Genomic DNA, 24,954 nt, shown 5'->3' on the forward strand with positions numbered 1-24,954 from the left:
AGGAAGAGGGCGGCCGTCACACCCCGTTCTTCAACAACTACCGTCCGCAGTTCTACTTCCGTACGACTGACGTGACCGGCTCGATCGAGCTGCCGGCCGACAAGGAAATGGTCATGCCGGGCGACAACGTGTCGATCACTGTCAAGCTGATCGCCCCGATCGCGATGGAAGAAGGTCTGCGCTTCGCAATCCGCGAAGGTGGCCGTACCGTCGGCGCCGGCGTGGTTGCCAAGATCCTGGCCTGATACGCTGAGGAGCCTGCCCTTGCAAGGGCAGGCCGCCACGCGGGCGCGGGACATGTCCCGCGAATTCCCCGCTACGCCGTGGTTGCCAGGATCCTGGCCTCATCGCCGGGTCCGGTAGCAGGAAGCGGCAGCCTCCGGGCTGTCGTATCCGACAGACAGAAGGGACAGGATGCAAATTCTGTCCCTTCTGCTTGTGCAGCAAGGGATGGTTCGGTGTTATACTGCCGTCCCCTCCGCAGTACAGCAACACCTATTACATGATTGCCGGCCGCGCGCCGGTTCGTTCTTTTTTAAGGAAATAGCATGTCCGCTCCGAATCAGAAAATCCGCATCCGCCTGAAAGCGTTCGACTACAAACTGATCGACCAGTCCGCCCTGGAAATCGTCGACACCGCCAAGCGCACCGGCGCCGTCGTCAAGGGCCCGGTCCCGCTGCCGACCCGCATCCAGCGTTTCGACGTGCTGCGTTCCCCGCACGTGAACAAGACCTCGCGCGACCAGTTCGAAATCCGTACGCACCAGCGTCTGATGGACATCGTGGACCCGACCGACAAGACCGTCGACGCACTGATGAAGCTGGACCTGCCGGCTGGCGTCGACGTCGAGATCAAGCTGCAGTAATCCAGGTTTCACTCCGGCGGATCCGTCCGCCGGCGATCACGGGGCCGGTTCCGCTTTGCGGGCCGGCCCCGTTTTCTTGTGCATGTCGTCCTGCTATGCTGTCATCAGAACAACAGCGGCAGCAAGGACATCCATGCCCCTATTTTCCCTGACCGGCGTCGGCCAACGCCTGCGCCTGCGTCCCTGGACGGACGTCCTGCGCGCTGCCTGGCTGCTGCTGTTGGCCGGCATCTGCCTGAAGATGCTGCTGCCAGCCAGCGCGTCGGCGCTGCGTTCTCTCGTGCCAGTCGCGCCGCTGCTGCCGCTGATGGCCAAGGACCTGGCGCACCTGCCGGACGCCCTGGCGCGCAGCCGCGCCCTCGCCGCGGCCAGGCGCTGGCATGCGCTGCCGGCCGCCTGGCTGCCGCCCGAACTGGTCGGCCTGCTACGGCTCGGCCAAGCCCAGCGCCAGGGCGTCTTCCACTGGCTGCGGCGCCGTCCGCACGCCGCACTCCCTGTCGGCCAGGCATTTACCTATCTCGAACGCGGTTCCTACCGCACCGCCGTCGCCATCGCCGTGTTCTGCGCGCTGGTCGAGCTGCCGCTGGATGCGGCCATCGTGGCGGTGCTGCCGGTCGCCGACGACAAGCGCCAGCTGCTGCACGTCCTGATGCTGGCCGGCGGCGTGTCTGCGCTCGCGTGGGTGCTGGGCGACCGCTGGCACGTCGGCGCCGGCTGCCACGTGTTGAACGCCGACGGGCTGGCCCTGCGCGTCGGCGCGCGCGCCGAAGGCACGATCCCGCTGGCGGCGATCGGTGCCTGCCGGCACCTGGACGAACGGGTCGCGGCGTGGTGCCGCAAGCATGGCATCGATGTGCGCCGGACGGTGACCGTGTCGCCATTCGACAGGCCGAACGTCGTCCTGCTCCTCGATCCCGCGCACCGCGCCAGCCTGCGCCACCTGGGCCGCGAGCGCGACGGGCTGGCTTGCGTGTTCCTGTACGTGGACCGGCCCGCGACGCTGCTGCAGGCGCTCAGCTAGATTCTTGCTGCAGCGGCGAACTGCAGGCGCCGAAGCGGCGCGACTGCGCCACCATGCGCTCGGCCCACGCCCGGTGGGTGGCCACCTCGCACATCGCATCCTGCATGCGGAACACCGCCGGGGCTTCCTGGTCGAGGATGGCGCGCGCCACCGCCAGGTCCTGCGGCCGGACCTGGAAGTGACGCTCGATCGGCGCGATCTGGGTCGGGTGGATCGCGGTCTTGCCGACCATGCCGTGCGCCAGGTCTTCCTGCACCTCCTCGTCGAGCAGCTCGGGCAGGTCGAGGTATTCGAACACCGGGGCCGTCAGCGTGAAGCCGTAGGGGCGGAAGGTGGTGACCAGGCGCGCGATCACGGGGCCCAGCGGCGTGCGGTACAGCGTCATGCCGCGCGGGCGGCGCAGGCCCAGCAGGGCGAGCAGGTCGTTGCCGCCGATGCGCAGCGCCAGGATGCGGTGGCGCACGCCGGGCGCCTCGAAGGCGGCGCGCAGCAGGCGCATCTCGGCGTCGTCGAACACTTCCGCCGTTTCCAGCGTCGGCATCAGGACGTGACGGGTGTCGCGCACCAGGCGGAAGTAGGTGCCGAAATTCTGGCGCGTGATCTTGGGCAGCACGAAGCCGTCCAGCTTGTCCGCGCCCGGCAGCGCGAGCACGCGCGCCATCACGTCCGGATTGCGCACGCGCACGAAGCGCTGCGCGGGCACCTGCGCGCGCATGTTCGCCAGCACGATCGACAGGTTGAACAGCGCCCAGCTCAGGTCGCGGTCGGCGATCGCGTCTTCGAGGCAGAAGATCAGCGAGCGCGCCTGCGCCAGCCGTTCGCCGTCGGCGATGTCCGCCAGGTGCTTGTGATTCGCCGGCACATACAGCGATGCGCCCAGGATGTCAGCCATCGGATGCACTCCTGATCAGGGATACCGCTTGGTAGGGAAGGTCCGGGTCGATCTCGACCGTCACCCGTTTTTCGCCGGCCAGCAGGGCCAGGTGGGCGACGTCCGCGCCCGCCGGGTCGCGCAGCAGGACCCGCCGCGGCACGCGCCGCAGCAGCACGCGCGTGGCTTCGCCGATGCCCGGCTTGACCAGGTTGGCGTCGCGGATGTCGTAGCGCCGCATGACGGCGTCGATGCAGGCGCGCGAGCGTTCCCGTGCCGCCGCCACGTCCTCCACGTCGGCCGCGTCCGGTTCGCCATGCGCCATGCCGGGCGCCCGGGCCAGGGCCAGCGCCGTCAGCGCGTCGGCGAATGCCAGCGAGCGATCGTGCGGCGCCAGGTCCGCGTAGAACACGCAACCGTGCAGGTCGTCCGCGCCCATGGCGTCGTCCATCACCGTGCGGCTGACCAGGCCCGAGACCGTGGCGTTCAGGATGCTCGACGGGATCAGGTAGTCGTCGCGCGTGGCGGCGCAGGCGGCGACGCCGGCCAGGTCCGACAGCACGCACAGGCCAGCGTCGATCGCCGTGCCGTGGGCGCGGTCGAAGGCGGCCACGGTGCGTTCCAGCTCGCGCGCGATCACGCCCTTGCCGGTCCAGCCGTCGACGAACACGATTTCTTCCGGCCGGTGGCCCAGCGCCAGGATCCGGCGCAGCGCCTGCGCGTCGATGCCGCGGTCGCGCACGATCGATACCGAATAATGCCGCACCGTGCGCCCGAACACGGCGCGCAGCAGGCGCGTGACCACCACGCCCACCGGCGTGCCGGCGCGCGCCAGCGAGACGAGGGCGAGCGGCCCGGCGCGGCGCCGCGCCACCAGCGCCGCCAGGCGCAGGCAGTCGCGCGCCATGCGGCCGTTGTTGGCGCGGCAGGCCTCGTCGAACAGTCGCATGTAGCGTGCCGACGGCGCGCTCTCCGGCGACAGCATCTGGCTGTAGTGGCGCGCGCCGCTCTGGATCAGGCGCTCCTTGGCGGCCACGGCGACGAAGTCCTGGCACGCCGGATCGAGGCGGCGCAGCAGGAAGTCGACGTCGTCCGGACGGTAGCTGCCGTGGAAGCTCACAGCGCCTCCAGCGTGGCGCCGGCCAGCTGCGTGCCGCGCGGGATGATGGCGTAGTCGCAGTCGGCCATGAAGCGCGCGTCGGAGCGGCTGTCGCCCATGCCGAAGGTGACGATGTCGCCGTGCTCGGCGCGCAGGCGCGCGGCGACGTGGGCCACCGCGTGGGCCTTGTCCAGCGCCTGCGGCAGGATGGCGAGGTTGTTGCCGTTGCGGTGGATGACGTAGGGGCGGTCGCCGTCGGCGATCCACGGCCGTACCACGTCGCGCTCCAGCGGCGCCAGGCGGGACGCCTCCTTGTCCGGATCCTTCACGACCAGGAAGAACGGGATGCCGAAGTCCTCGATCATGCGCGCGCGGCCGCCGTAGCTGCTGCGCGCGCCATGGTCGTCGACGTGGGCGGCGAGCTCCTGCAGGCCGGGCAGCGCCGCGTGCATGGCCGCGCGCATGGGTTCCATCCAGCTCGCGTCGACGCCGCCGCCGGGTTCCAGCACGACGCCGCCGTAGTCGATCACGGCGTAGCTGGAAAAGGGCAGGCCGACGCGGCGCAGGCCGTCGCGGTCGCGCGCCGTGGTCGGGATCACCGTCATCCCGTCGTGGAGCAGCGAGAACAGGGCGCGCTGGGCGCGCGTGGTGTAGGAGCACACGCTGCCGTCCTGGTACCAGGCGGCCGGCTCCAGGCCGTCCGGGCCGGGGCACTTGCCGATGGTCTGGAACAGCGTGTCGTCGAGGTCAGCGAACAGGAACTTCTTCAATGTCGTGCTCCGAGCGGAAGTGGAACAGGCGCGCGTCCAGCGTGCGCGCCAGGCCGTGCAGCGCCGGGCCGGGCGCCGTTTCGTGGCACACCAGCACGTGGTCGTACTGGCCGGGCGCGACGTTGTACAGGTAGTTGGCGATGCCCTCGCCGTAGTTGTCGGGGAAGTCGAGCGCCTGCGCCACCGCGCCCCAGCGCAGCACCGGCGAGCGCGTGGTCGACTGCACGACGACGTCCACGCCCAGCCGCTCGAGCGCCGCGCCCAGCAGCGTGGACGCGTGCATGAATTCGCCGGTGCCCAGCACCAGCACGCGCGCGCCCGGCGCGACGCCGGTGGCCAGGCGCGTGGCCAGCGCATCGGGCGCGGCCACGGCGCGCGCCAGGCCCAGGCGCCCGAAGGCGGGGCTGGCGCCGCGTTCGGCGTCCGCGTCGAAGCGCTGGGCCGCGCCCGGCGTGGTGGACAGCGCGCCCGGCGCGAACGAAAACGTGCCCTCGACCAGCGCGCCGGTACTGACGGGCAGGCCGAAGCGCGCGTCCAGCCCGGCCGTGGCGGCCGCGCCCATGAAGTTGACGATCGTCGCCAGGTGCACGCGTTCGATGCCCGGATTCAGGCGGCGGCAGGCATGCGCCAGGTTGACGAAGGTGTTGCCGGTGCTGGCTTCGTCGTCGACCAGCACCAGCGTGCGCGCCGCCGCCAGCAGGGCGTGCAGCGCGGGGTCCGACGGCGCGTGCAGGAACTGGCGCGGCGCGTGGCTGTGCGCTTCCTCGAATTCGATCAGCGCGCCGGCGCCGACCCGGTAGCGGGTGGTGTGCAGGAACAGCGCCGCGCGTCCCGGATGGGCGCGCAGCCAGGCTTCGAACACGCCCTGGCCCAGGCCGATCGCCGTCTCGGCCATGGCGATGAAGACCACCGGGCCGTCCGTGGCGGGCACGCCGGCGGCCAGGCGCGCGTGCACGTCCAGCATCGCGGACGGCCGCGACGGCCAGTGCTTGCCCAGCACCTTGCTCAGGAACAGGAAGCCGCGCTTCGCATTGGCGCGCGCGGCGAAGCCGAGCAGGTCGTCGAGTTCGGCGGCGCCGCGTTCCAGGCGCAGGTCGAGCATGCCGGTCGGCAGCGCCAGGCTGCGGCGCGCGGGGTCGGCAAAAGACGCGGCAGCAGGCGCCGCAATGGGGCCGGAGGAAGGGGCGGCGGAAGGATCGGCGAACAGCGGCGCGTTCATGGCAGTTCCGTCGCGACGCTCACTTCGCCGATGCGCATGCCGTCGCGCGCCGGCGGCACGTCCAGGCCGTCGAAGCCGTCGACGAAGCCGCGCAGCGCGATATAGGGCAGGTTGGGGCCGGCCAGGCAGGCCATGCCGATCCCGCCCGACATGCGCGGATTGATCTCCAGCAGGCGCGGGCGGCCGCCGCCTTCGCGGAACTGGACGTTGACGACGCCGTTCAGCTGGTACGCCGCGCACAGCCTGGCCGTCGCATCCAGGATGTCGGCGCGCATGTCGACCAGCTGGCCGGCGCCGGACTGCGCCAGCTTGCGCCGCACGACGGCGGACACCAGCCGGCCGTGGTCGCCCACGCAGTCGACGCTGTACTCGGGGCCGTCGAGGAATTCCATCAGCAGCATGGTGCGAAAGCGTCCCAGCTCGGCCAGGCCGCGGCGCAGGTCCTGGTAGCCGACGTGGTATTCGACGCCGGCCAGCAGCAGCGCGGCGCTGCTCCTCGCCTCGTCGACGACGGCGAAGCCCAGGCCGTAGATCGAGTGCGAGGGTTTCACGCACAGCTTGCCGTGGCGCGGGCGCAGTTCGGCCCAGGCGGCGTCGAATTCCTCCAGCGTCTCGAAGCGGCGGAACGCCGCCACCGGCGCCTGCGGCAGGTCGGTGTCGAGGTAGAAGCGCGCCTTGTCGTGGATGCGGTGCAGCAGCGGCGCCGGCGCCGCGCTCAGCACGCGCGTGCCGACGTCGGCGAAGCGCGCATGCTCGGCGGCCAGCACGGTGGCCTCGCGGCCCGGCACGAAGACGTCGATGCGCTGGTCGCGGCAGAAGGCCAGGCACCAGTCGACGTAGGCGTCGCCTTTCAGGCCGGTCGGCTCGAGGTGGAATGCATGGGCCAGGCGCGCCGCCGGCACGTGGCGGTTGGGGTGGCTGTGGACGATCGTGAAACGGTGTTCGGTGTCGGCATCGCGAATGAGGGCGATGGCCGCATGGACGGACGAGAACGTCCTGTTGTACCAGACGCGCATGCAGGATTCCCCGGGTGAGTTGGCAGGCCGCGGGAAGCCCCGGCGGCGCTGCCAATATAGGCGCTAATCAATCCATTGTATATCGAGAAATACCGAAGCAAATTTCAGATTGACAGCGATGCATCCCGCATGGACGGCGCCCCGGGGGCGGGGATCAGGGCTGCGGTGCCGCCGGCCCCGGCGCCGGCGTGATGCCATGCCGGCCGGCCTGCTGCGCCAGTTCCACGCCGGCGCGCACGTCCGGCAGGTGCAGCGTCTGCGTGGGGTAGGCCAGGCGCACCCCGCGTTCCTGCAGGCCGTCGACGACCTGCAGCAGGATCTGCTGCTGGATGTCCATGAAGCGGACGTAGTCGGGCGACTCGACCCAGTACACGACCTCGAAGTTCATCGCCGCCGGGCCGATGCCCTGGAAGTGGGCGCGGTCGAAGCTGACGTCCGGCTGCGCCTTGACGATCGCCGCCAGCATCGCCGGCAGCTCGGCGAGCCTCTCGCGCGGCGTGTCGTACGTGACGGCGATCGAGAACACGACGCGCCGGCGACTCATGCGCGTCATGTTCTGCAGGCGGCTCTTGAGCAGGTCGGCGTTCGAGAAGATCAGCTGCTCGCCGCCCAGGCTGCGGATGCGCGTCGTCTTCAGGCCCACGTATTCGACCGTGCCCAGGAACTTGTCGACGATGACGAAGTCGCCGTTGACGAAGGGCTTGTCCAGGACGATGGAGAGCGAGGCGAACAGGTCGCCCAGCACGTTCTGCACGGCCAGCGCCACCGCGATGCCGCCGATGCCCAGGCTGGCCACCAGCGTGGTGATGTTCACGCCCAGGTTATCCAGGATCATCAGGAGGATGACGACCCACAGCACCATGCGCAGGATGAAGCCGACCGCCGCCGCCGAGGTGGCGCGTCCCGGCTCGGCGGCGCGCTCCGCATAGTATTGCTGGAGCCAGCCGCGCAGCGCCGCATTGCCCCACAGCGCGGCCTGGAGCAGGCCGGTGACGATGGCCGCGCGCGTGGCGAACAGGTCGACCGAGGGCGGCAGGTCCAGGTAGGTGCTGCCGACGTAGACGCCCATGATCGCGATCACCAGCGGGCGGGTGGCGGCGAGCGCCTCGACGGCGATGTCGTCCAGGCGCGTCGCGGTGCGCCCGGCCAGGATGCGCAGGTGGTGCACCACCACCCGCTTGAGCACGTAGAGCGCCAGCGCGACCCCGGCGGCGATGCCGAGGGCCGTCAGCCAGGTCATGACCGTGTTATTGAAGAACACCAGTTGCATGCAATCTTCCTTTCGTTGGTTCCGGTGGCGCCGTCACGCCGCGCGCGCCTGGGCGCCGGCATCGGCCGCCGCCGCGGCGGCAGCGACGGCATCCAGGAATTCCCCGCCCCAGCGCGCGACGTCGTGCTCGGCCACGATGGCGCCCATGCGTTCCGTGCGGTAGGCGGCTTCGTCGGGCCCCATGGTAATGGCGCGGTACAGCGTGCTGGTCATCGAGTCGGCATCGTAGGGATTGGTCAGCAGGGCGCCGTGCAGCTCGACGGCGGCGCCGGCGAATTCGGACAGGATCAGCACGCCCGGCTTGCCCACCGCGCGGCGCGCCGCGATGTATTCCTTGGCCACCAGGTTCAGGCCGTCGCGCAGCGGCGTGATCCAGGCGATGCCGCAGGCGGCGTAGTGGGCCAGCACCGCCTCGAACGGCAGCGAGCGGTAGAAGTAGCGTACCGGCACCCACTCGAGCGTGGAGAAGCGGCCGTTGATGCGGCCCACCGTGCGGTCGAGCTCCTCGCGCAGGGTGTCGTAGATTTCCATGCCGGGCGCCGCCGGCGTGATGATGTTCAGCAGCGTGACCTTGCCGGCCAGTTCCGGGTGGCGTTCCAGCAGGCGCTCGAAGGCCTGCAGCTTTTCCAGCGAGCCCTTGACGTAGTCCAGGCGTTCGATCGAGACGATACCGGTGCGGCCGGCCAGGTAGGCGTCGATCTCGGCCAGGTCGGCCGCCACCCGCGGCGTGGCCACCAGGCGTTCGATCAGCGCCACGTCGGTGCCGACCGGGTGCGCGCCCAGCGCCACGCGCCGGCCCGCCACCTCGATCGCGGTGGTGGTGCGGTCCACGCCCAGCGCGCAGCCATAGGTCAGGAAGCGCGGCGCGCACGGGGCGCTGGCCACCACTTCCAGCGGGGTGAACGAGCGCGCGGCATCGAGGAAGTTCTCGGCGTAGCGCGGGATGTGGAAGCCGACGTAGTCGCACTGCAGCAGGCTGGCCACGATGTCGCGGCGCCACGGCAGGATGTTGAACACGTCGCTGGACGGGAAGGCCGTGTGGTGGAAGAAGGCGATCTTCAGGTCCGGGCGCAGCGGCCGCAGGAAGGCCGGCACCATCCACAGGTTGTAGTCGTGGATCCAGGCCGTGGCGCCTTCGGCGGCCTCGCGCGCGGTCTGCTCGGCGAACAGGCGGTTCACTTCCAGGAAGCGCTCCCAGTGGTCCTGGCGGAACACGGCGCGGTCGGGGAAGGAAAAGATGATCGGCCAGAACGCTTCCTTGGAAAATTTTTTGTAGAACAGGTCGACGTCTTGCGCCGTGAGGGCGATGCGCGCCGCCTCCAGGTTCGGATAGCGTTCGGGGTCGACGGCGACGTGGCTGGCGAACCCCGCCGGCGCGCGCGACTCCTGCTGCGACCAGGCCACCCAGGAGCCGGTGCGCCCGTTCGAGAACAGGCTCAACAGCGTGGGCATGATGCCGTTCGGGCTCTTCGGGCGGCGCCGCACCGGCACGCCGTCCTCGACCGCCTCGTCGAACGGCAGGCGGTGGTAGACCATGACGAGTTCGGCCTTGCCGCGCGTCTCGGCGGCCGGCGGCGCGCCGGGGCCGGCTTCGCGCAGGCCATGGTGGGCCAGGCCGTCGAGGATGCCGCCGCAGCCGGCGTTCTCGGCGATGAACACGTGCTTCATGCGGGCCACCGCCGCCACCAGCGCCGGTTCGGACCCGCCCACGGCGATGCCGCGAAAGCCCGCCTCGAACAGCGACAGGTCGTTCAGCGTGTCGCCGGCGACGACGATGTGGGCGGGATCGAAGCCCGCCGCGTCCGCCAGGCGGCGCAGGGCCGCGCCCTTGGCGACGCTGCGCGGCAGCACGTCGAGGTAGCGCCCGGCCGAGAACAGCAGGTCGCAGCCGAGTTGCTCGACGGCGCTGCGCAGGGCCGGCGTGATGGCGCTTTCGCCGACCAGGAAGGAGCAGCGCCGCTCCTGCGGCACGCTCTGGCGCGCCAGTTGCGGGAAGCCGGCCAGCGCCCTCAGCACGGCCTGGCTGCCGGGCCAGCGCGCGGCGATCTCGTGGTGCAGCGGCTCGACCGGCGTCAGGTCGCCGTGCACGATGGTGGCGCCGACGTCGGCGATGATGTAGGCGGGCGTGGGGATGGTCGGGTCGGCCAGCAGCGGCATCACCGATTCCAGGCCGCGGCCGGTGACGAACACCAGCTGCGCGCCTTCCAGTCCGCCGCCGAACAGGTCGCGTATCCGCCGCCGCGCCTCTTGCGGGCCGGCCAGCAGGGTGCCGTCGAGGTCGGTGGCAAGCACGAGCTTGCGCGGGTCCAGGAAAGGGGAACGGGAACGAAAGGGAATCGCTGCGGTCATGGGATCATCCTTGTTGTCGAGATGTCCCGCCGTATCGCCGGCACGGTGCCGGCACGACGAGAGATGGCGTGCGGGAACGGGGCACGATGCCACGTATGCGCACGGGAATGGCAGGACGCGTCGTCGTTGCGTCTGCCGCGAGGAGGGAACGAACCGCGGTGGCTGCATGAGCCGGGCCGGGCGCCAGCGTGAGGATGGTTGTTGTTGTGAGACGGCGTCTGTTCCCTCGTTGGAACCCCATTAGTCTAACATTGCAAAAAAACATCGACAACCGGGGCACGGTTGGCCGGCGCCGGTGGGGCATATTCGATGCGCATGGATTTTCGAAATTCGCTATTGCGCTTTGCCAAAAGATGCTCGTATAATGCGGCTCCCCGGGCGGTTAGTTCAGCTGGTTAGAATACTTGGTCGACATCCAAGGGGTCGCAGGTTCGAATCCTGCACCGCCCACCAGAATTCCTCCATTGCGCAGGCCCCGAGCCTGCAGAGAGAAGATGCAGCGGTGTGTCTTCTCTGTGCCATTCCGCCGGAATGGATTCCTCTGATCTCCAAGACTACAGCGTGAAAACGTAACAGCGTGCGTCAATCTTCGCATTCTCCTGTTGCGTCCATCCGTAGCGCGCGCTATACTAGCCGGCTTCGGTGTGGGTCTGTCTTTTTTGACCCATGCGTTTTGTAGTACTAACTAGCCCCGCCCAATCGTAGGTGGGAATGGAGAAAAAATGAGCCTGGGCCTTCTCGGTCGCAAGGTTGGCATGATGCGCATCTTCACGGACGACGGCGATTCGATCCCCGTCACCGTGCTGGACGTGTCGAACAACCGTGTTGCGCAAATCAAAACTCCTGAAACTGACGGTTACTCGGCAGTTCAGGTCGTATTCGGTCAACGTCGCGCCTCGCGCGTGAACAAGGCCGCTGCGGGTCACTACGCCAAAGCTGGCGTCGAAGCCGGCACGCTGCTGAAGGAATTCCGCATCGACGCCGCACAAGCCGCTGGTTTCAAGGCCGGCGACGCAGTCAATGTTTCCCTGTTCGAAGTCGGCCAGAAAATCGACGTGCAAGGCACCTCGATCGGTAAAGGCTACGCCGGTACCATCAAGCGTTACAACTTCGCATCGGGCCGCGCCACCCACGGTAACTCGCGTTCGCACAACGTGCCGGGTTCCATCGGTATGGCGCAGGATCCGGGCCGCGTGTTCCCTGGCAAGCGCATGACCGGTCACCTGGGCGACGTTACCGTCACCACCCAGAACCTGGAAATCGCCCGCATCGACGCAGAGCGTCAGCTGCTGCTGGTCAAGGGTGCCGTCCCGGGCGCGAAGAATGGCCAAGTGGTCGTCTCGCCTGCCGTCAAAGTCAAAGCCAAGAAGGGAGCTTAAACGATGGAACTCAAGCTCCTGAATGAGCAAGGCCAAGCCGGCTCGAACGTGACCGTCACCGACGAAGTCTTCGGTCGCGATTACAACGAAGCCCTGATCCACCAGATCGTGGTCGCCTACGCCGCCAACGCGCGCAGCGGCAACCGCAAGCAGAAGGATCGTGAAGAAGTCAGCCACACCACGAAGAAGCCGTGGCGTCAAAAAGGCACGGGCCGCGCCCGCGCCGGTATGTCGTCGTCGCCGCTGTGGCGCGGTGGTGGTCGCATCTTCCCGAACTCGCCGGACGAGAACTTCACGCACAAGGTCAACAAGAAGATGCACCGCGCAGGTATCTGCTCGATCTTCTCGCAGCTGGCCCGCGAAGAACGCCTGAACGTCATCGAGAACCTGACGATCGACGCCCCGAAGACCAAGCTGCTGTCGCAGAAGCTGCAGAGCATGGGCCTGGAATCGGTCCTGGTGATCACCGACACGATCGATGAAAACCTGCTGCTGGCATCGCGCAACCTGCCGAACGTGCTGGTCGTCGAGCCGAAGCATGCCGATCCGATGTCGCTGGTGTTCTACAAGAAAGTCCTGGTCACCAAAGCTGCTCTGGCCAAGATCGAGGAGATGTACGCATGAGCGCCGCAATCAAATTCAGCGAAGAGCGCCTGATGAAGGTGCTGCTGGCTCCGGTCATTTCCGAAAAGGCGACCTTCGTCGCGGAAAAGAACGAACAGATCGTGTTCAAGGTCCTGCCGGACGCGACCAAGCCGGAAATCAAAGCCGCCGTCGAGCTGCTGTTCAAAGTCGAAGTGGAATCGGTGCAGACCGTGAACCGCGAAGGCAAGCAGAAGCGTTCGGGCCGTTTCGTCGGTCGTCGCAACCACACCAAGCGCGCTTTCGTGGCCCTGAAGCCGGGCCAGGAAATCAATTTTGTCGAGGAGGCTAAATAATGGCACTCGTTAAGATGAAGCCAACCTCCCCAGGCCGCCGCGGCATGGTGAAGGTTGTGAACGCCGACCTGTACAAGGGTCGTCCGTTCGCAGCCCTGGTTGAGAAAAAATCGAAGACCGCCGGCCGTAACAACAACGGCCACATCACCACCCGCCACATCGGCGGTGGTCACAAGCACCACTACCGCGTGGTCGACTTCAAGCGCAACAAGGACGGTATCCCGGCCAAGGTCGAGCGCATCGAGTACGACCCGAACCGTACCGCGCACATCGCTCTGGTGTGCTACGCCGACGGTCACCGCGCGTACATCATCGCCACCAAGGGCATGTCCGTGGGCGATACCGTCATGAACGGCTCGGAAGCGCCGATCAAGTCGGGTAACTGCCTGCCGATCCGCAACATCCCGGTCGGCACCACCATGCATTGCGTCGAGATGCTGCCGGGTAAGGGCGCCCAGATGGCCCGTACCGCAGGCGCCGGCGTCGTGCTGATGGCCCGCGAAGGTACCTACGCCCAGGTTCGCCTGCGCTCGGGTGAAGTGCGCCGCGTGCACATCGAGTGCCGCGCAACGGTTGGCGAAGTCGGCAACGGCGAGCACAACCTGCGCAAGATCGGTAAGGCCGGTGCCATGCGTTGGCGCGGCGTTCGTCCGACCGTCCGTGGTGTCGTGATGAACCCGATCGACCACCCGCACGGTGGTGGTGAAGGTCGTACGGCTGCGGGTCGTCACCCGGTGTCGCCGTGGGGCCAGCAGACGAAGGGCAAGAAGACGCGTTCGAACAAGCGTACGTCTTCGATGATCGTTTCGCGCCGCGGCAAGAAATAAGGATAAGACATGACTCGTTCATTGAAAAAAGGGCCGTTCATTGACGCCCACCTGGTGAAGAAGGTCGAAGCCGCGCAAGCGACCAAAGACAAGAAGCCGGTCAAAACCTGGTCGCGCCGCTCGACGATCACCCCGGACTTCATCGGCCTGACGATCGCTGTCCACAACGGCAAGGTGCACGTGCCGGTGTACGTCTCCGAGAACATGGTCGGTCACAAGCTGGGCGAATTCGCCCTGACCCGCACGTTCAAGGGCCACGCCGCTGACAAGAAGGCGAAGAAATAATGGAAACTAAAGCTATCCTCAAAGGCGTTCGCCTGTCGGAGCAGAAGGGCCGCCTGGTTGCGGACCTGATCCGCGGCAAGAAGGTCGACGCTGCGCTGAACATCCTGCAGTTCAGCCCGAAAAAAGGCGCCACCATCATCAAGAAAGTGCTGGAGTCCGCCATCGCGAACGCCGAGCACAACGATGGTGCCGACATCGACGAACTGAAAGTGGTTCAGATCTATGTCGAAAAGGGCCCGATCCTGAAGCGTTTCACGGCTCGTGCAAAAGGCCGCGGCGATCGCATTTCGAAACAATCCTGTCACGTCTACGTGACTGTCGGTAACTAAGGAGCATACGATGGGTCAGAAAATCCACCCAACCGGCTTCCGCCTGGCGGTCACCCGTAACTGGGCATCGCGCTGGTACGCTGGCAACGGCAACTTCGCCGACATGCTGAAGGAAGACCTGGAAGCCCGCGCCTTCCTGAAGAAGAAACTGAAGAACGCCTCCGTCGGCCGCATCGTCATCGAGCGTCCGGCCAAGAACGCGCGCTTCACGATCTACTCGTCGCGTCCTGGCGTCGTGATCGGCAAGAAAGGCGAAGACATCGAAGTCCTGAAGTCGTCGCTGACCAAGATCATGGGCGTGCCCGTGCACGTGAACATCGAAGAGATCCGCAAGCCGGAAATCGACTCGCAGCTGATCGCCGATTCGATCGCCCAGCAGCTCGAAAAGCGCATCATGTTCCGCCGCGCCATGAAGCGCGCGATGCAGAACGCGATGCGCCTGGGCGCCGTCGGCATCAAGATCATGTCGTCGGGCCGCCTGAACGGCATCGAGATCGCACGTACCGAATGGTACCGCGAAGGCCGTGTGCCCCTGCACACCCTGCGCGCCGACATCGACTACGGCACCAGCGAAGCCTCGACCACGTACGGCATCATCGGCGTGAAGGTCTGGGTCTACAAGGGCGACCGTTCGCCGACCGGTGAAGCTCCGGTCATCGACGTGCCGGCCGACGAGAAAAAACCGCGCGGTCCGCGTCGCGATGATGGCAAGCCGGCAGGCCGTGGCCGTCCGGGCGCCAAACCAGGTACCGCTCCAGCAGGCCGCCGCGCTGCCAAGCCGGTTGCTGCTGAGAAAGCAGGAGAATAAGCATGCTGCAGCCATCCCGCAGAAAGTATCGTAAAGAGCAGAAGGGCCGTAACACCGGCATTTCGCACACCCGCGGCACCGCAGTGTCGTTCGGCGAATTCGGCCTGAAGGCAGTTGCCCGCGGCCGTATCACCGCACGCCAGATCGAAGCGGCGCGTCGTGCCATGACCCGTCACATCAAGCGTGGCGGCCGCATCTGGATCCGCATCTTCCCGGACAAGCCGATCTCGAACAAGCCGGCCGAAGTCCGTATGGGTAACGGTAAAGGTAATCCGGAATACTACGTCGCTGAAATCCAGCCGGGCAAGGTCCTGTACGAGATGGACGGCGTCGCAGAAGAACTGGCGCGCGAAGCATTCCGCCTGGCCGCTGCCAAACTGCCGCTGGCAACCACTTTCGTGGTGCGCCAAGTCGGCCAATAACAGGAGTTAAGAATGAAAGCAACGGAACTCCGCGGCAAGGATCAGGCAGCTCTGCAGCAAGAGCTGAATGAGCTGCTGAAGGCGCAGTTCGGCCTGCGCATGCAAATCGCTACGCAGCAGCTGACCAATACCGCCCAGCTGAAGAAAGTTCGCCGCGATATCGCGCGTGTCAAGACCGTGATGAACCAGAAGGAAGCCAAATGAACGACACCACTAAAACGGCGCTGAAGCGTACGCTGGTCGGCAAGGTCGTGTCCGACAAAATGGACAAGACGGTAACCGTGCTGGTCGAGCGTCACGTCAAGCACCCGCTGTACGGCAAGATCATCGTGCGCTCGAACAAGTATCACGCGCACGACGAGACCAACCAGGCCAAGACCGGCGACACGGTCGAGATCCAGGAAGGTCGCCCGATCTCGAAGACGAAGGCTTGGACCCTGACCAAAGTCGTACAGGTCGCACAGGTTCTGTAAGAAAAGCGAGTCGTAACGCGCCGTAGCGTTTACGACACGCTTAAAATTTGTCTTGCGAGGCCCGCTGGTATCTGAGATACTAGCGGGCTTCGTTCATGTGTTGCCGCAGTTTGTCCCCCGCGATTGCTGCGGCCTGCAATGAAGTACATTGGAAAGTCCAATCACCCAAACGTGGCGTCCGGTTCCGGGCGGCGCGGCGGGACCAAGACTGACCGCAGGCCTACGGTAATACCGTGGGATTTTCTACGGCTTAAGTTGGGAAAGAAAATATCATGATTCAAACCGAAAGCCGGCTCGAAGTGGCCGACAATACCGGTGCAAAAGAAGTCCTGTGCATCAAGGTATTGGGCGGCTCCAAGCGCCGTTACGCCAGCATTGGCGACGTGATCAAGGTCACCGTGAAGCAAGCTGCTCCGCGCGGCCGCGTCAAGAAAGGTGAAATCTACAATGCCGTGGTCGTGCGCACTGCCAAGGGTGTGCGCCGCCAAGATGGTTCCCTGGTGAAGTTCGACGGCAATGCCGCCGTGCTGCTGAACGCCAAGCTGGAGCCGATCGGCACCCGTATCTTCGGACCGGTGACGCGCGAACTGCGCACCGAGAAGTTCATGAAGATCGTGTCCCTGGCACCTGAAGTTCTGTAAGGGAGTCGTAATGTCTAAGATTCGTAAAAACGACGAAGTCATCGTCCTGGCCGGCAAGGACAAGGGCAAGCGCGGTGTCGTTCAGCAGCGCGTAGATGCTGAGCACGTCATCGTCGAAGGCGTGAACGTGGCCAAGAAGGCCGTCAAGCCGAACCCGATGACCGGCGTAACTGGTGGTATCGTCGACAAGACCATGCCGATTCACGTGTCGAACGTCGCGCTGTTCAATGCAGCGACCGGCAAGGCTGATCGCGTTGGCTTCAAGGAAGTGGATGGCAAAAAAGTCCGCGTCTTCAAGTCGAACGGCGAAGTAGTGAAAGGGTAATAAGAAATGGCCCGTCTCCAACAACTGTACAAAGACAAAGTCGTTGCCGAACTGACCGAAAAATTCGGTTACAAGTCGGTGATGGAAGTCCCGCGCCTGACCAAGATCACCCTGAACATGGGTCTGTCGGAAGCCGTCGCAGACAAGAAGATCATCGAGCACGCAACCGGCGACCTGGTCAAGATCGCTGGCCAGAAGCCGGTCGTCACCAAGGCCCGCAAGGCAATCGCCGGTTTCAAGATCCGCGAAGGCTACCCGATCGGCACGATGGTGACCCTGCGCGGCGCCCGCATGTACGAATTCCTGGACCGCTTCATCACCGTGGCCCTGCCGCGCGTGCGTGACTTCCGTGGCGTGAGCGGCAAATCGTTCGACGGTCGCGGCAACTACAACATCGGCGTCAAAGAGCAGATCATCTTCCCGGAAATCGATTACGACAAGATCGATGCGCTGCGTGGCATGAACATCTCGATCACCACGACCGCTAAGACCGACGAAGAAGCCAAAGCGCTGCTCGCCGCATTCAAATTCCCGTTCAGGAACTAAGTTCATGGCAAAACTTGCACTGATTAACCGCGAACAGAAGCGTGCAGACCTGGTGGAGAAATTCGCCGCAAAGCGTGCCGCTCTGAAAGCAATCATCGACGACCAGACCAAGTCGGAAGAAGAGCGTTACGAAGCCCGCCTGAAACTGCAGGCCCTGCCGCGTAACTCGAACCCGACCCGTCAGCGCAACCGCTGCGCCATGACCGGCCGTCCCCGTGGCACCTTCCGTAAATTCGGTCTGGCCCGTATCAAGCTCCGCGAATTCGCCATGAAAGGCGAAATCCCGGGTATGACCAAAGCTAGCTGGTAATAGGAGAACAAGCAATGAGTATGAGCGATCCTATCGCCGATATGCTGACCCGCATCCGCAACGCACAGGGCGTGCAGAAGACCAACGTGTCGATGCCGTCGTCGAAAGTGAAAGTTGCGATCGCCAACGTCCTGAAGGACGAGGGTTACATCGAAGATTTCGCCGTGACCACCGAAGGTGGCAAGGCTGAACTGAAAATCGGTTTGAAGTACTACACTGGCCGTCCGGTTATCGAGCGCATCGAGCGCGTGTCCCGTCCTGGCCTGCGCATCTACAAGGGCAAGGATGAAATCCCTCAGGTCATGAACGGCCTGGGCGTGGCAATCGTCTCGACCCCGAAGGGTGTGATGACCGACCGCAAAGCACGCGCAACCGGTGTCGGTGGCGAAGTGCTGTGCTACGTGGCTTAAGGAGTAGACGATGTCTCGAGTAGCTAAGATGCCAATCGCCGTCCCGGCCGGTACCGATGTCGCGATCAACGCGTCGTCGATCACCGTCAAGGGCCCGCTGGGCACCCTGACCCAGCCGCTGAACGGCCTGGTCAAAGTGGAAAACAACAATGGCACGCTGACCTTCGACGTGATCGACGATTCGCGCGAATCGAACGCGATGTCGGGCACCCTGCGTGCACTGGTCAACAACATGGTGACCGGCGTGACCAAGGGCTTCGAGCGCAAGCTGAACCTGGTCGGCGTGGGTTACAAGGCCGCCGTCCAGGGCAACGCCCTGAACCTGTCGCTGGGTTTCTCGCACCCGGTCCTGCACGCGATGCCGGAAGGCGTCACCGCAACCACCCCGACCCCGACCGAGATCGTGATCAAGGGTATCGACCGTCAAAAGGTCGGCCAGGTTGCTGCAGAAGTGCGCGCTTACCGCTCGCCGGAGCCTTACAAAGGCAAGGGTGTCCGTTATTCGGACGAAGTGGTTAAGCTGAAAGAAACCAAGAAGAAATAATCGGAGCTGACGATGGACAAGAAAGAATCGCGTCTGCGCCGCGGACGCCAAACCCGTATCAAGATCGCGCAGCTGGGCGTGAACCGCCTGTCGGTGCATCGCACCAACCTGCACATCTACGCGAACCTGATCAGCCCGGACGCCAAAGTCCTGGTGTCGGCTTCGACGCTGGAAGCGGAAGTGCGTGCGGAACTGGCTGGCAAGACTGGCGCCGGCGGCAACGCTGCCGCGGCTGCCCTGGTCGGCAAGCGCGTCGCAGAAAAAGCACTGAAAGCAGGGATCACCGAAGTCGCGTTCGACCGTTCGGGTTTCCGTTACCACGGCCGTGTCAAGGCGCTGGCAGAAGCCGCGCGCGAAGCCGGTCTGAAGTTCTAAGGAAGAATCGTCATGGCAAAAATGCAAGCGAAAATGGCAAGCGACAAGCCGGATGATGGCATGCGCGAGAAAATGATCGCGATCAACCGCGTGACCAAGGTGGTCAAGGGTGGTCGTATCATGGGTTTTGCAGCGCTGACCGTTGTCGGTGACGGCGATGGCCGCATCGGCATGGGCAAGGGCAAGTCGAAGGAAGTTCCGGTCGGCGTGCAGAAAGCGATGGAAGAAGCCCGCCGCAACCTGATCAAGGTGCCCCTGAAGAACGGCACGCTGCAGCACAGCGTCACCGGCCGCCACGGCGCGTCGTACGTGATGATGTCGCCGGCCAAGCCGGGTACCGGCGTGATCGCGGGTGGCGCAATGCGCGCCATCTTCGAGGTGATGGGCGTGACCGACGTGGTCGCCAAGTCGACCGGTTCGTCGAACCCGTACAACCTGGTTCGCGCGACCCTCGACGGTCTGGCAAAAATGAGTACTCCGGCTGACATCGCTGCCAAGCGCGGCAAGTCGGTGGAAGAGATCCTGGGTTAAGGGGAATACCATGGCAAACACCGTTAAAGTCAAGCTGGTCAAAGGCCTGATCGGTACCCGTCAGGATCACCGCGCCACCGTGCGCGGCCTGGGTCTGCGTCGTGTCAACTCGGTCTCCGAGCTGCAGGACACCCCGGCGGTCCGCGGCATGATCAACAAGGTCAGCTACCTCGTCAAAGTTGTCGACTAAGCCCCGGCTTGGTCAACGGAGAAAATAATGCAACTCAATACCATCCAACCAGCTGACGGCGCCAAGCACGCGAAGCGTCGCGTCGGTCGCGGTATCGGCTCGGGCCTGGGCAAGACTGCCGGCCGCGGTCACAAGGGTCAGAAGTCGCGTTCGGGCGGCTTCCACAAGGTCGGTTTCGAAGGCGGCCAGATGCCGCTGCAGCGCCGTCTGCCGAAGCGTGGCTTCAAGTCCCTGAACGCCACGTTCAAGGCCGAAGTGCGCCTGTCGGACCTGAACAACCTGGCCGTCGGCGACGTCGACATCCTGGTGCTCAAGCAAGCCGGCGTGCTGCCGGTCGTGGCTCGCGACGTGCGCGTGATCCTGTCGGGCGAAATCACCAAGGCGGTGAACCTGAAGGGCATCAAGGCGACCGCTGGCGCGAAGGCAGCGATCGAAGCAGCTGGCGGCTCGGTCGCTTAAAGCGACCGCTGCCTGATCGGAGCAAAAATTGGCGACTAATTCACAACTTGGTAAAAGTGCCGCTTCCGGCTTCCCCTGGGGCCGGTTGTGGTTCTTGCTTGGCGCGTTGGTCGTGTACCGCATCGGTGCTCACATCCCGGTCCCCGGGATCGACCCGATCGCCATGGCCCAGCTGTTCAAGCAGAACGAGGGCGGCATCCTGGGCATGTTCAACATGTTCTCCGGCGGTGCCCTGTCCCGTTTTGCCGTGTTCGCGCTTGGCATCACGCCGTACATTTCGGCTTCGATCATCATGCAGCTGGTGTCGATCGTCTCGCCGCAGATGGAGGCACTGAAGAAAGAGGGCGAGGCCGGTCGCCGCAAGATCACCCAGTACACCCGTTACTTCACGGTCGTGCTGGCTCTGTTCCAGGCGTTCGGCATCGCAGTCGCCCTGGAGGCGCAGCAAGGCCTGGTCATCGACCCGGGCGTTGCTTTCCGCTTCGTGACCGTCGTGACCCTGCTGACCGGCACCATGTTCCTCATGTGGCTCGGCGAGCAGATCACCGAACGTGGTCTTGGCAACGGTATCTCGATCATCATTTTTGCCGGTATCGCAGCCGGTCTGCCGAGCGCACTGGGTAGCTTGTTCACCCTGGTGTCGAACGGTTCGATCAGCAGCTTCGCCGCAATCTTCATCGTGATTCTGGTAGCCCTGGTGACCTACGCGGTCGTGTTCGTCGAACGCGGCCAGCGCAAGATCCTGGTGAATTACGCGAAACGCCAGGTCGGTAACAAGATCTATGGTGGCCAGAGCAGCCACCTGCCGTTGAAGTTGAACATGGCCGGCGTGATCCCGCCGATCTTCGCTTCTTCGATCATCCTGTTCCCGGCCACGATCGTCGACTGGTTCACGCGCGGCAAGGACACTTCGAGCCCGTTCATCGGGTTCCTGAAGGACCTGGCAGCGTCGCTGACCGCCGGCGAGCCGATCCACGCGTTGCTGTATGCGGTGGCGATCGTGTTCTTCTGCTTCTTCTATACGGCGCTGGTATTCAACAGCAAGGAAACGGCGGACAACTTGAAGAAGAGCGGCGCATTCGTCCCGGGCATCCGTCCGGGCGAGCAGACTGCGCGCTACATCGACAAGATCCTGATGCGCCTGACCCTCGCCGGTGCGGTCTACATCACGCTGGTGTGCCTGCTGCCGGAGTTCATGCAGAGCCAGTGGAAAGTGCCTTTCTACTTCGGCGGAACCTCGCTCCTGATCATCGTGGTCGTCACGATGGATTTCATGGCGCAGGTGCAGAACTACGTCATGTCGCAGCAATATGATTCGCTGCTGCGCAAGGCAAATTTCAAGGGTGGCATCCCGTCGCGTTGAGCGGCAGGACCAACCTCCAGGAGTGAATAGACCGAATGGCAAAAGACGACGTCATCCAAATGCAAGGGGAGATTCTGGAGAATCTCCCGAACGCGACCTTTCGCGTGAAGCTGGAAAACGGGCACGTGGTGTTGGGACATATCTCGGGTAAAATGCGGATGAACTATATCCGCATCCTTCCGGGTGACAAGGTAACGGTGGAACTGACCCCGTATGACCTGTCCCGGGCCCGCATCGTGTTCCGCACCAAGTAAATAATCAAGTTATCGAATCTGGAAGAGAGTGCAAAATGAAAGTTAACGCTTCAGTCAAGCGGATCTGCCGCAACTGCAAGATCATCAAGCGCAAGGGCGTGGTCCGTGTGATCTGCGTCGAGCCGCGTCACAAGCAGCGTCAAGGTTAATTTCGAGGAATAACGAATGGCACGTATTGCAGGGGTCAACGTCCCCAATCATCAGCACACCGTCATCGGCCTGACGGCGATCTACGGTATCGGCCGTACCCGCTCGAAGCAAATCTGCGCTTCGACTGGCGTTCCGACCGACAAGAAGGTCAAGGACCTGGACGACAACGAACTGGAAAAGCTGCGTGACGCAGTCGGCAAGTTCGTGGTCGAAGGCGATCTGCGCCGTGAGCTGTCCATGAACATCAAGCGTCTGATGGACCTGGGCTGCTACCGTGGCATGCGTCACCGCAAGGGCCTGCCGGTCCGCGGTCAGCGCACCCGTACCAATGCACGTACCCGCAAGGGCCCGCGCAAGGCAGCTCAATCGCTCAAGAAATAATCTAGGACAAGACCATGGCTAAGCAACAAAGCTCGGCGGCTGCAGCCCGCATCCGCAAGAAAGTCAAGAAGAACGTCGCCGAAGGCATCGCACACGTCCACGCATCGTTCAACAACACCATCATCACGATCACCGACCGCCAGGGCAACGCCCTGTCGTGGGCAACTTCCGGTGGCGCAGGCTTCAAGGGTTCGCGTAAATCGACCCCGTTCGCGGCGCAGGTCGCAGCCGAAGCAGCTGGCAAGGTCGCCCAGGAATACGGCGTGAAGAACCTGGAAGTGCGCATCAAGGGCCCGGGCCCGGGCCGCGAGTCGGCCGTGCGCGCGCTGAACAACCTGGGTATCAAGATCACCGAGATCCAGGACGTGACGCCGGTTCCGCACAACGGTTGCCGTCCGCCGAAGCGTCGTCGTATCTGATTCCCGCCGGGCGGCCTGGCCGCCTGTCGTGAACGCGATACGCCACGCGCCGTGGCAAAAGAAACGCCGGTGCAGTTGGCCCAGAAATGGGTTATACTGCCCGGCTATTGTCGCCTTGGATCAACCGATCCGTGGTGTTTGTAAGCCACGTCCGGTCTCTTGCAGAACCGGACTAGCGCCTGTTGCGGCATGGTTACCATGCGCCGCATCCGGGGCGTGATCATTCAAATAAAGGAAGTTTAACGTGGCACGTTATATCGGACCAAAAGCAAAACTGTCGCGCCGTGAAGGCACCGACCTGTTCCTGAAGAGCGCCCGTCGTTCGCTCGACTCCAAGTGCAAACTGGACGTCAAGCCGGGCCAGCACGGCGTCAAGTCGGGCCAGCGCACCTCGGACTACGGCAACCAGCTGCGTGAAAAGCAGAAGGTCAAGCGCATCTACGGCGTGCTGGAGCGTCAGTTCCGCCGCTACTTCGCCGAAGCGTCGCGCCGCAAGGGCAACACCGGCGAAACCCTGCTGAAGCTGCTGGAAGGCCGCCTCGACAACGTCGCTTACCGCATGGGCTTCGGGTCGACCCGCGCCGAAGCGCGCCAGCTGGTCAGCCACAAGGCCTTGACCGTCAACGGCAACGTCGTGAACATCGCGTCGTACCAGGTCAAGACCGGCGACGTCGTCGCTGTCCGCGAAAAGGCCAAGAAGCAAGTCCGTATCGCCGAAGCCCTGTCGCTGGCCGAACAAGTCGGCTTCCCGAGCTGGGTGTCGGTCGACGCCAAGAAGTTCGAAGGCACCTTCCGTTCGTTCCCGGAGCGTAACGAGATCGCCGCCGACGTCAACGAAGCGCTGATCGTCGAACTGTACTCGCGTTGATGAACGCGTGACGAAGGCGGACCGGCGTGCCGGCCCGTCTTCGTCACCCCGGCGCGGGCCGCGGCCCGCGCCGGGGCGACGGAATCCCCGTCCCCACACAGAATTCGTTGTACCGCCCGCCATCGCAGCGGGCGTTTCTACTGATGCCATCAGCCTTATCGGTGTAACGAACCGAGGGTATTGAAGAGGACACTCATGCAAAATAGTTTGTTGAAGCCACGTATCATCGACGTCGAAGCCCTGGGCGCCGGCCACGCGAAAGTCGTGATGGAACCGTTCGAACGTGGTTATGGCCACACGCTGGGCAACGCGCTGCGCCGCGTCCTGCTGTCGTCGATGATCGGCTATGCCCCGACCGAAGTGACGATCGCCGGCGTGGTGCACGAGTACTCGTCGCTGGACGGCGTGCAGGAAGACGTCGTCGACCTGCTGCTGAACCTGAAGGGCGTGGTCTTCAAGGTCCACAACCGCGATTCCGTCACGCTGACCCTGAAGAAGGAAGGCGAAGGCCCGGTCCTGGCATCCGACATCGACCTGCCGCATGACGTCGAACTGATCAACCCGGAACACGTGATCGCCCACCTGACCGCCGGCGGCAAGCTGGACATGCAGATCAAGGTCGAGAAGGGCCGCGGCTACGTGCCGGGCAACGTGCGCCGCCTGTCGGAAGACACCAACAAGACCATCGGCCGCATCATCCTGGACGCCTCGTTCTCGCCGGTGCGCCGCGTGTCGTACGCCGTGGAATCGGCCCGTGTCGAGCAGCGTACCGACCTGGACAAGCTGATCATCAACATCGAGACCAACGGCGTCATCACCCCGGAAGAGGCGATCCGCCAGTCGGCCCGCGTGCTGGTCGACCAGCTGAACGTGTTCGCCGCCCTGGAAGGCACCGAAGCCGCCGCGGAAGCCCCGTCGCGCGCGCCGCTGGTCGATCCGATCCTGCTGCGTCCGGTGGACGACCTGGAACTGACCGTCCGTTCGGCGAACTGCCTGAAGGCCGAGAACATCTACTACATCGGCGACCTGATCCAGCGTTCGGAAAACGAACTGCTGAAGACCCCGAACCTGGGTCGCAAGTCGCTGAACGAGATCAAGGAAGTCCTGGCTTCCCGCGGCCTGACCCTGGGCATGAAGCTGGAAAACTGGCCGCCCGCAGGTCTGGAAAAGTAATTTGCACTACCTGCCCGGACAATGTTGTCCGGGCAGTCCCTAACCCCCTAACCGGTCCGCGTCCACCCGCGCA

The 24,954-nt window shown here is 64.7% G+C and carries 36 protein-coding genes, 1 tRNA gene and 1 pseudogene; 31 read left to right on the forward strand and 7 right to left on the reverse strand.

From position 1 onward, the window contains the following. The 3 genes and pseudogenes from tuf to QZ749_RS25095 form a co-directional block, all read left to right on the forward strand. Positions 1–245: pseudogene (gene tuf / locus QZ749_RS25085) on the forward strand (elongation factor Tu); the annotation flags it as partial. 303 nt (positions 246–548) lie between these two features. Next, entirely contained in the window at positions 549–866 is a 318-nt protein-coding gene (gene rpsJ, locus QZ749_RS25090) for a 30S ribosomal protein S10 (protein ID WP_005663509.1), read from the forward strand. Between the two features lie 133 nt (positions 867–999). Next, on the forward strand, positions 1,000–1,887 hold the full coding sequence (locus tag QZ749_RS25095; protein WP_296953133.1) for a hypothetical protein: 888 nt from the start codon (positions 1,000–1,002) through the stop codon (positions 1,885–1,887). On the opposite strand, the gene QZ749_RS25100 is transcribed toward QZ749_RS25095, so the two are convergent. The 7 genes from QZ749_RS25100 to ggpS form a co-directional block, all read right to left on the reverse strand. Beyond that, a complete protein-coding gene (locus QZ749_RS25100; protein ID WP_296953135.1) occupies positions 1,880–2,779 on the reverse strand; it encodes an HpcH/HpaI aldolase/citrate lyase family protein in 900 nt (299 codons plus the stop codon). The genes QZ749_RS25095 and QZ749_RS25100 overlap by 8 nt on opposite strands. Next, positions 2,772–3,878 carry a cysteine protease StiP domain-containing protein gene (locus tag QZ749_RS25105; protein WP_296953136.1) on the reverse strand — a complete coding sequence of 369 codons (1,107 nt, stop codon included), beginning with the start codon at positions 3,876–3,878 and terminating at the stop codon, positions 2,772–2,774. Before QZ749_RS25105 ends, QZ749_RS25100 begins: the two co-directional genes overlap by 8 nt. After that, complete coding sequence (locus tag QZ749_RS25110) at positions 3,875–4,627, reverse strand: hypothetical protein (protein ID WP_296953137.1); 753 nt, start codon at positions 4,625–4,627, stop codon at positions 3,875–3,877. The genes QZ749_RS25105 and QZ749_RS25110 overlap by 4 nt, the downstream gene beginning before the upstream one ends. Next, positions 4,605–5,846, reverse strand: coding sequence for a phosphoribosyltransferase domain-containing protein (locus QZ749_RS25115; protein ID WP_296953139.1), 1,242 nt, complete (start codon positions 5,844–5,846; stop codon positions 4,605–4,607). The genes QZ749_RS25110 and QZ749_RS25115 overlap by 23 nt, the downstream gene beginning before the upstream one ends. Beyond that, positions 5,843–6,862 (reverse strand): ATP-grasp domain-containing protein, encoded by a 1,020-nt coding sequence (locus QZ749_RS25120; protein ID WP_296953141.1) that lies wholly within the window; start codon positions 6,860–6,862, stop codon positions 5,843–5,845. The genes QZ749_RS25115 and QZ749_RS25120 overlap by 4 nt, the downstream gene beginning before the upstream one ends. Positions 6,863–7,016: 154 nt before the next feature. Beyond that, positions 7,017–8,132 (reverse strand): mechanosensitive ion channel family protein, encoded by a 1,116-nt coding sequence (locus QZ749_RS25125; protein WP_296953142.1) that lies wholly within the window; start codon positions 8,130–8,132, stop codon positions 7,017–7,019. A gap of 33 nt (positions 8,133–8,165) precedes the next feature. Beyond that, positions 8,166–10,481, reverse strand: coding sequence for a glucosylglycerol-phosphate synthase (ggpS, locus tag QZ749_RS25130; RefSeq protein WP_296953144.1), 2,316 nt, complete (start codon positions 10,479–10,481; stop codon positions 8,166–8,168). A gap of 376 nt (positions 10,482–10,857) precedes the next feature. On the opposite strand from ggpS, the gene QZ749_RS25135 reads away from it, so the two are divergent. The 28 genes from QZ749_RS25135 (at position 10,858) to QZ749_RS25270 (ending at position 24,881) form a co-directional block, all read left to right on the forward strand. Then, a tRNA-Val gene (locus QZ749_RS25135) sits at positions 10,858–10,934 on the forward strand. Positions 10,935–11,203: 269 nt separating this feature from the next. Next, the gene (gene rplC / locus QZ749_RS25140; protein ID WP_296953146.1) at positions 11,204–11,860 is read left to right on the forward strand and encodes a 50S ribosomal protein L3; all 657 of its coding nucleotides are present in this window, start codon (positions 11,204–11,206) and stop codon (positions 11,858–11,860) included. Between the two features lie 3 nt (positions 11,861–11,863). Next, a complete protein-coding gene (rplD, locus tag QZ749_RS25145; RefSeq protein ID WP_296953147.1) occupies positions 11,864–12,484 on the forward strand; it encodes a 50S ribosomal protein L4 in 621 nt (206 codons plus the stop codon). Then, positions 12,481–12,798 carry a 50S ribosomal protein L23 gene (rplW, locus tag QZ749_RS25150; protein WP_230023578.1) on the forward strand — a complete coding sequence of 106 codons (318 nt, stop codon included), beginning with the start codon at positions 12,481–12,483 and terminating at the stop codon, positions 12,796–12,798. Before rplD ends, rplW begins: the two co-directional genes overlap by 4 nt. Further along, entirely contained in the window at positions 12,798–13,625 is an 828-nt protein-coding gene (rplB, locus tag QZ749_RS25155) for a 50S ribosomal protein L2 (RefSeq protein ID WP_166857984.1), read from the forward strand. The genes rplW and rplB overlap by 1 nt, the downstream gene beginning before the upstream one ends. A 9-nt stretch (positions 13,626–13,634) precedes the next feature. Further along, complete coding sequence (rpsS, locus tag QZ749_RS25160; protein WP_078034747.1) at positions 13,635–13,910, forward strand: 30S ribosomal protein S19; 276 nt, start codon at positions 13,635–13,637, stop codon at positions 13,908–13,910. Then, entirely contained in the window at positions 13,907–14,239 is a 333-nt protein-coding gene (gene rplV, locus QZ749_RS25165; protein ID WP_170976705.1) for a 50S ribosomal protein L22, read from the forward strand. The genes rpsS and rplV overlap by 4 nt, the downstream gene beginning before the upstream one ends. 10 nt (positions 14,240–14,249) lie before the next feature. Next, positions 14,250–15,047, forward strand: a complete 798-nt coding sequence (gene rpsC / locus QZ749_RS25170) for a 30S ribosomal protein S3 (protein ID WP_296953149.1) — start codon at positions 14,250–14,252, stop codon at positions 15,045–15,047. 2 nt (positions 15,048–15,049) lie between these two features. Then, entirely contained in the window at positions 15,050–15,469 is a 420-nt protein-coding gene (gene rplP, locus QZ749_RS25175) for a 50S ribosomal protein L16 (protein WP_005663456.1), read from the forward strand. A gap of 12 nt (positions 15,470–15,481) precedes the next feature. Continuing rightward, a complete protein-coding gene (gene rpmC, locus QZ749_RS25180; protein ID WP_036240341.1) occupies positions 15,482–15,673 on the forward strand; it encodes a 50S ribosomal protein L29 in 192 nt (63 codons plus the stop codon). Continuing rightward, positions 15,670–15,942: a 30S ribosomal protein S17 gene (gene rpsQ, locus QZ749_RS25185; RefSeq protein WP_047826119.1), complete on the forward strand. Its 273-nt coding sequence runs from the start codon at positions 15,670–15,672 to the stop codon at positions 15,940–15,942. The genes rpmC and rpsQ overlap by 4 nt, the downstream gene beginning before the upstream one ends. A gap of 272 nt (positions 15,943–16,214) precedes the next feature. After that, positions 16,215–16,583 carry a 50S ribosomal protein L14 gene (gene rplN / locus QZ749_RS25190; RefSeq protein WP_036172202.1) on the forward strand — a complete coding sequence of 123 codons (369 nt, stop codon included), beginning with the start codon at positions 16,215–16,217 and terminating at the stop codon, positions 16,581–16,583. A gap of 10 nt (positions 16,584–16,593) precedes the next feature. Next, positions 16,594–16,908: a 50S ribosomal protein L24 gene (gene rplX, locus QZ749_RS25195; RefSeq protein WP_296953155.1), complete on the forward strand. Its 315-nt coding sequence runs from the start codon at positions 16,594–16,596 to the stop codon at positions 16,906–16,908. 6 nt (positions 16,909–16,914) lie between these two features. Then, the gene (rplE, locus tag QZ749_RS25200) at positions 16,915–17,454 is read left to right on the forward strand and encodes a 50S ribosomal protein L5 (protein WP_296953157.1); all 540 of its coding nucleotides are present in this window, start codon (positions 16,915–16,917) and stop codon (positions 17,452–17,454) included. A gap of 4 nt (positions 17,455–17,458) precedes the next feature. After that, positions 17,459–17,764, forward strand: a complete 306-nt coding sequence (rpsN, locus tag QZ749_RS25205) for a 30S ribosomal protein S14 (RefSeq protein WP_296953159.1) — start codon at positions 17,459–17,461, stop codon at positions 17,762–17,764. Between the two features lie 14 nt (positions 17,765–17,778). Then, the gene (rpsH, locus tag QZ749_RS25210; protein WP_296953161.1) at positions 17,779–18,174 is read left to right on the forward strand and encodes a 30S ribosomal protein S8; all 396 of its coding nucleotides are present in this window, start codon (positions 17,779–17,781) and stop codon (positions 18,172–18,174) included. Between the two features lie 10 nt (positions 18,175–18,184). Then, positions 18,185–18,718: a 50S ribosomal protein L6 gene (gene rplF, locus QZ749_RS25215; RefSeq protein WP_296953163.1), complete on the forward strand. Its 534-nt coding sequence runs from the start codon at positions 18,185–18,187 to the stop codon at positions 18,716–18,718. A 12-nt stretch (positions 18,719–18,730) separates the two neighbouring features. Next, positions 18,731–19,093: a 50S ribosomal protein L18 gene (gene rplR, locus QZ749_RS25220; protein WP_109345400.1), complete on the forward strand. Its 363-nt coding sequence runs from the start codon at positions 18,731–18,733 to the stop codon at positions 19,091–19,093. Between the two features lie 12 nt (positions 19,094–19,105). Then, the gene (rpsE, locus tag QZ749_RS25225) at positions 19,106–19,624 is read left to right on the forward strand and encodes a 30S ribosomal protein S5 (protein WP_036240359.1); all 519 of its coding nucleotides are present in this window, start codon (positions 19,106–19,108) and stop codon (positions 19,622–19,624) included. 10 nt (positions 19,625–19,634) lie between these two features. After that, on the forward strand, positions 19,635–19,814 hold the full coding sequence (gene rpmD / locus QZ749_RS25230) for a 50S ribosomal protein L30 (RefSeq protein WP_296953168.1): 180 nt from the start codon (positions 19,635–19,637) through the stop codon (positions 19,812–19,814). Positions 19,815–19,841: 27 nt separating this feature from the next. Further along, positions 19,842–20,273, forward strand: a complete 432-nt coding sequence (rplO, locus tag QZ749_RS25235; RefSeq protein WP_296953170.1) for a 50S ribosomal protein L15 — start codon at positions 19,842–19,844, stop codon at positions 20,271–20,273. Positions 20,274–20,301: 28 nt separating this feature from the next. Beyond that, positions 20,302–21,636 carry a preprotein translocase subunit SecY gene (secY, locus tag QZ749_RS25240; RefSeq protein ID WP_296953171.1) on the forward strand — a complete coding sequence of 445 codons (1,335 nt, stop codon included), beginning with the start codon at positions 20,302–20,304 and terminating at the stop codon, positions 21,634–21,636. Positions 21,637–21,671: 35 nt separating this feature from the next. Continuing rightward, the gene (infA, locus tag QZ749_RS25245) at positions 21,672–21,890 is read left to right on the forward strand and encodes a translation initiation factor IF-1 (protein WP_005663428.1); all 219 of its coding nucleotides are present in this window, start codon (positions 21,672–21,674) and stop codon (positions 21,888–21,890) included. A gap of 35 nt (positions 21,891–21,925) precedes the next feature. Further along, positions 21,926–22,039 (forward strand): 50S ribosomal protein L36, encoded by a 114-nt coding sequence (gene rpmJ / locus QZ749_RS25250; protein ID WP_005663407.1) that lies wholly within the window; start codon positions 21,926–21,928, stop codon positions 22,037–22,039. A gap of 16 nt (positions 22,040–22,055) precedes the next feature. Beyond that, positions 22,056–22,421: a 30S ribosomal protein S13 gene (rpsM, locus tag QZ749_RS25255; RefSeq protein WP_296953172.1), complete on the forward strand. Its 366-nt coding sequence runs from the start codon at positions 22,056–22,058 to the stop codon at positions 22,419–22,421. A gap of 14 nt (positions 22,422–22,435) precedes the next feature. Beyond that, positions 22,436–22,840, forward strand: a complete 405-nt coding sequence (rpsK, locus tag QZ749_RS25260; RefSeq protein WP_036172227.1) for a 30S ribosomal protein S11 — start codon at positions 22,436–22,438, stop codon at positions 22,838–22,840. 244 nt (positions 22,841–23,084) lie between these two features. Continuing rightward, positions 23,085–23,708 (forward strand): 30S ribosomal protein S4, encoded by a 624-nt coding sequence (gene rpsD / locus QZ749_RS25265; protein ID WP_296953175.1) that lies wholly within the window; start codon positions 23,085–23,087, stop codon positions 23,706–23,708. A 195-nt stretch (positions 23,709–23,903) separates the two neighbouring features. After that, on the forward strand, positions 23,904–24,881 hold the full coding sequence (locus tag QZ749_RS25270; RefSeq protein WP_296953178.1) for a DNA-directed RNA polymerase subunit alpha: 978 nt from the start codon (positions 23,904–23,906) through the stop codon (positions 24,879–24,881). Positions 24,882–24,954: the final 73 nt, after the last annotated feature.

Origin of the sequence: uncultured Massilia sp. (assembly GCF_913773735.1) — a bacterium.
In the GTDB taxonomy this organism is placed as follows: domain Bacteria; phylum Pseudomonadota; class Gammaproteobacteria; order Burkholderiales; family Burkholderiaceae_D; genus Telluria.

Bases quoted from the DNA above. Each gene is read 5' to 3' on its own strand.
- rpmC (WP_036240341.1), top strand. From the start codon at position 15,482: ATGAAAGCAACGGAACTCCGCGGCAAGGATCAGGCAGCTCTGCAGCAA.
- rplR (WP_109345400.1), top strand. From the start codon at position 18,731: ATGGACAAGAAAGAATCGCGTCTGCGCCGCGGACGCCAAACCCGTATC.
- rplE (WP_296953157.1), top strand. From the start codon at position 16,915: ATGGCCCGTCTCCAACAACTGTACAAAGACAAAGTCGTTGCCGAACTG.
- rpsN (WP_296953159.1), top strand. From the start codon at position 17,459: ATGGCAAAACTTGCACTGATTAACCGCGAACAGAAGCGTGCAGACCTG.
- rplW (WP_230023578.1), top strand. From the start codon at position 12,481: ATGAGCGCCGCAATCAAATTCAGCGAAGAGCGCCTGATGAAGGTGCTG.
- QZ749_RS25100 (WP_296953135.1), bottom strand. From the start codon at position 2,779: ATGGCTGACATCCTGGGCGCATCGCTGTATGTGCCGGCGAATCACAAG.
- QZ749_RS25120 (WP_296953141.1), bottom strand. From the start codon at position 6,862: ATGCGCGTCTGGTACAACAGGACGTTCTCGTCCGTCCATGCGGCCATC.
- rpsM (WP_296953172.1), top strand. From the start codon at position 22,056: ATGGCACGTATTGCAGGGGTCAACGTCCCCAATCATCAGCACACCGTC.
- QZ749_RS25115 (WP_296953139.1), bottom strand. From the start codon at position 5,846: ATGAACGCGCCGCTGTTCGCCGATCCTTCCGCCGCCCCTTCCTCCGGC.
- rpsE (WP_036240359.1), top strand. From the start codon at position 19,106: ATGGCAAAAATGCAAGCGAAAATGGCAAGCGACAAGCCGGATGATGGC.
- rpmJ (WP_005663407.1), top strand. From the start codon at position 21,926: ATGAAAGTTAACGCTTCAGTCAAGCGGATCTGCCGCAACTGCAAGATC.
- rpsJ (WP_005663509.1), top strand. From the start codon at position 549: ATGTCCGCTCCGAATCAGAAAATCCGCATCCGCCTGAAAGCGTTCGAC.
- rplF (WP_296953163.1), top strand. From the start codon at position 18,185: ATGTCTCGAGTAGCTAAGATGCCAATCGCCGTCCCGGCCGGTACCGAT.
- rpsC (WP_296953149.1), top strand. From the start codon at position 14,250: ATGGGTCAGAAAATCCACCCAACCGGCTTCCGCCTGGCGGTCACCCGT.
- rpsK (WP_036172227.1), top strand. From the start codon at position 22,436: ATGGCTAAGCAACAAAGCTCGGCGGCTGCAGCCCGCATCCGCAAGAAA.
- rplC (WP_296953146.1), top strand. From the start codon at position 11,204: ATGAGCCTGGGCCTTCTCGGTCGCAAGGTTGGCATGATGCGCATCTTC.
- rpsQ (WP_047826119.1), top strand. From the start codon at position 15,670: ATGAACGACACCACTAAAACGGCGCTGAAGCGTACGCTGGTCGGCAAG.
- rpmD (WP_296953168.1), top strand. From the start codon at position 19,635: ATGGCAAACACCGTTAAAGTCAAGCTGGTCAAAGGCCTGATCGGTACC.
- rplP (WP_005663456.1), top strand. From the start codon at position 15,050: ATGCTGCAGCCATCCCGCAGAAAGTATCGTAAAGAGCAGAAGGGCCGT.
- rplX (WP_296953155.1), top strand. From the start codon at position 16,594: ATGTCTAAGATTCGTAAAAACGACGAAGTCATCGTCCTGGCCGGCAAG.
- QZ749_RS25095 (WP_296953133.1), top strand. From the start codon at position 1,000: ATGCCCCTATTTTCCCTGACCGGCGTCGGCCAACGCCTGCGCCTGCGT.
- QZ749_RS25125 (WP_296953142.1), bottom strand. From the start codon at position 8,132: ATGCAACTGGTGTTCTTCAATAACACGGTCATGACCTGGCTGACGGCC.
- rplN (WP_036172202.1), top strand. From the start codon at position 16,215: ATGATTCAAACCGAAAGCCGGCTCGAAGTGGCCGACAATACCGGTGCA.
- rpsH (WP_296953161.1), top strand. From the start codon at position 17,779: ATGAGTATGAGCGATCCTATCGCCGATATGCTGACCCGCATCCGCAAC.
- rplB (WP_166857984.1), top strand. From the start codon at position 12,798: ATGGCACTCGTTAAGATGAAGCCAACCTCCCCAGGCCGCCGCGGCATG.
- rplD (WP_296953147.1), top strand. From the start codon at position 11,864: ATGGAACTCAAGCTCCTGAATGAGCAAGGCCAAGCCGGCTCGAACGTG.
- rplO (WP_296953170.1), top strand. From the start codon at position 19,842: ATGCAACTCAATACCATCCAACCAGCTGACGGCGCCAAGCACGCGAAG.
- rpsS (WP_078034747.1), top strand. From the start codon at position 13,635: ATGACTCGTTCATTGAAAAAAGGGCCGTTCATTGACGCCCACCTGGTG.
- infA (WP_005663428.1), top strand. From the start codon at position 21,672: ATGGCAAAAGACGACGTCATCCAAATGCAAGGGGAGATTCTGGAGAAT.
- ggpS (WP_296953144.1), bottom strand. From the start codon at position 10,481: ATGACCGCAGCGATTCCCTTTCGTTCCCGTTCCCCTTTCCTGGACCCG.
- QZ749_RS25270 (WP_296953178.1), top strand. From the start codon at position 23,904: ATGCAAAATAGTTTGTTGAAGCCACGTATCATCGACGTCGAAGCCCTG.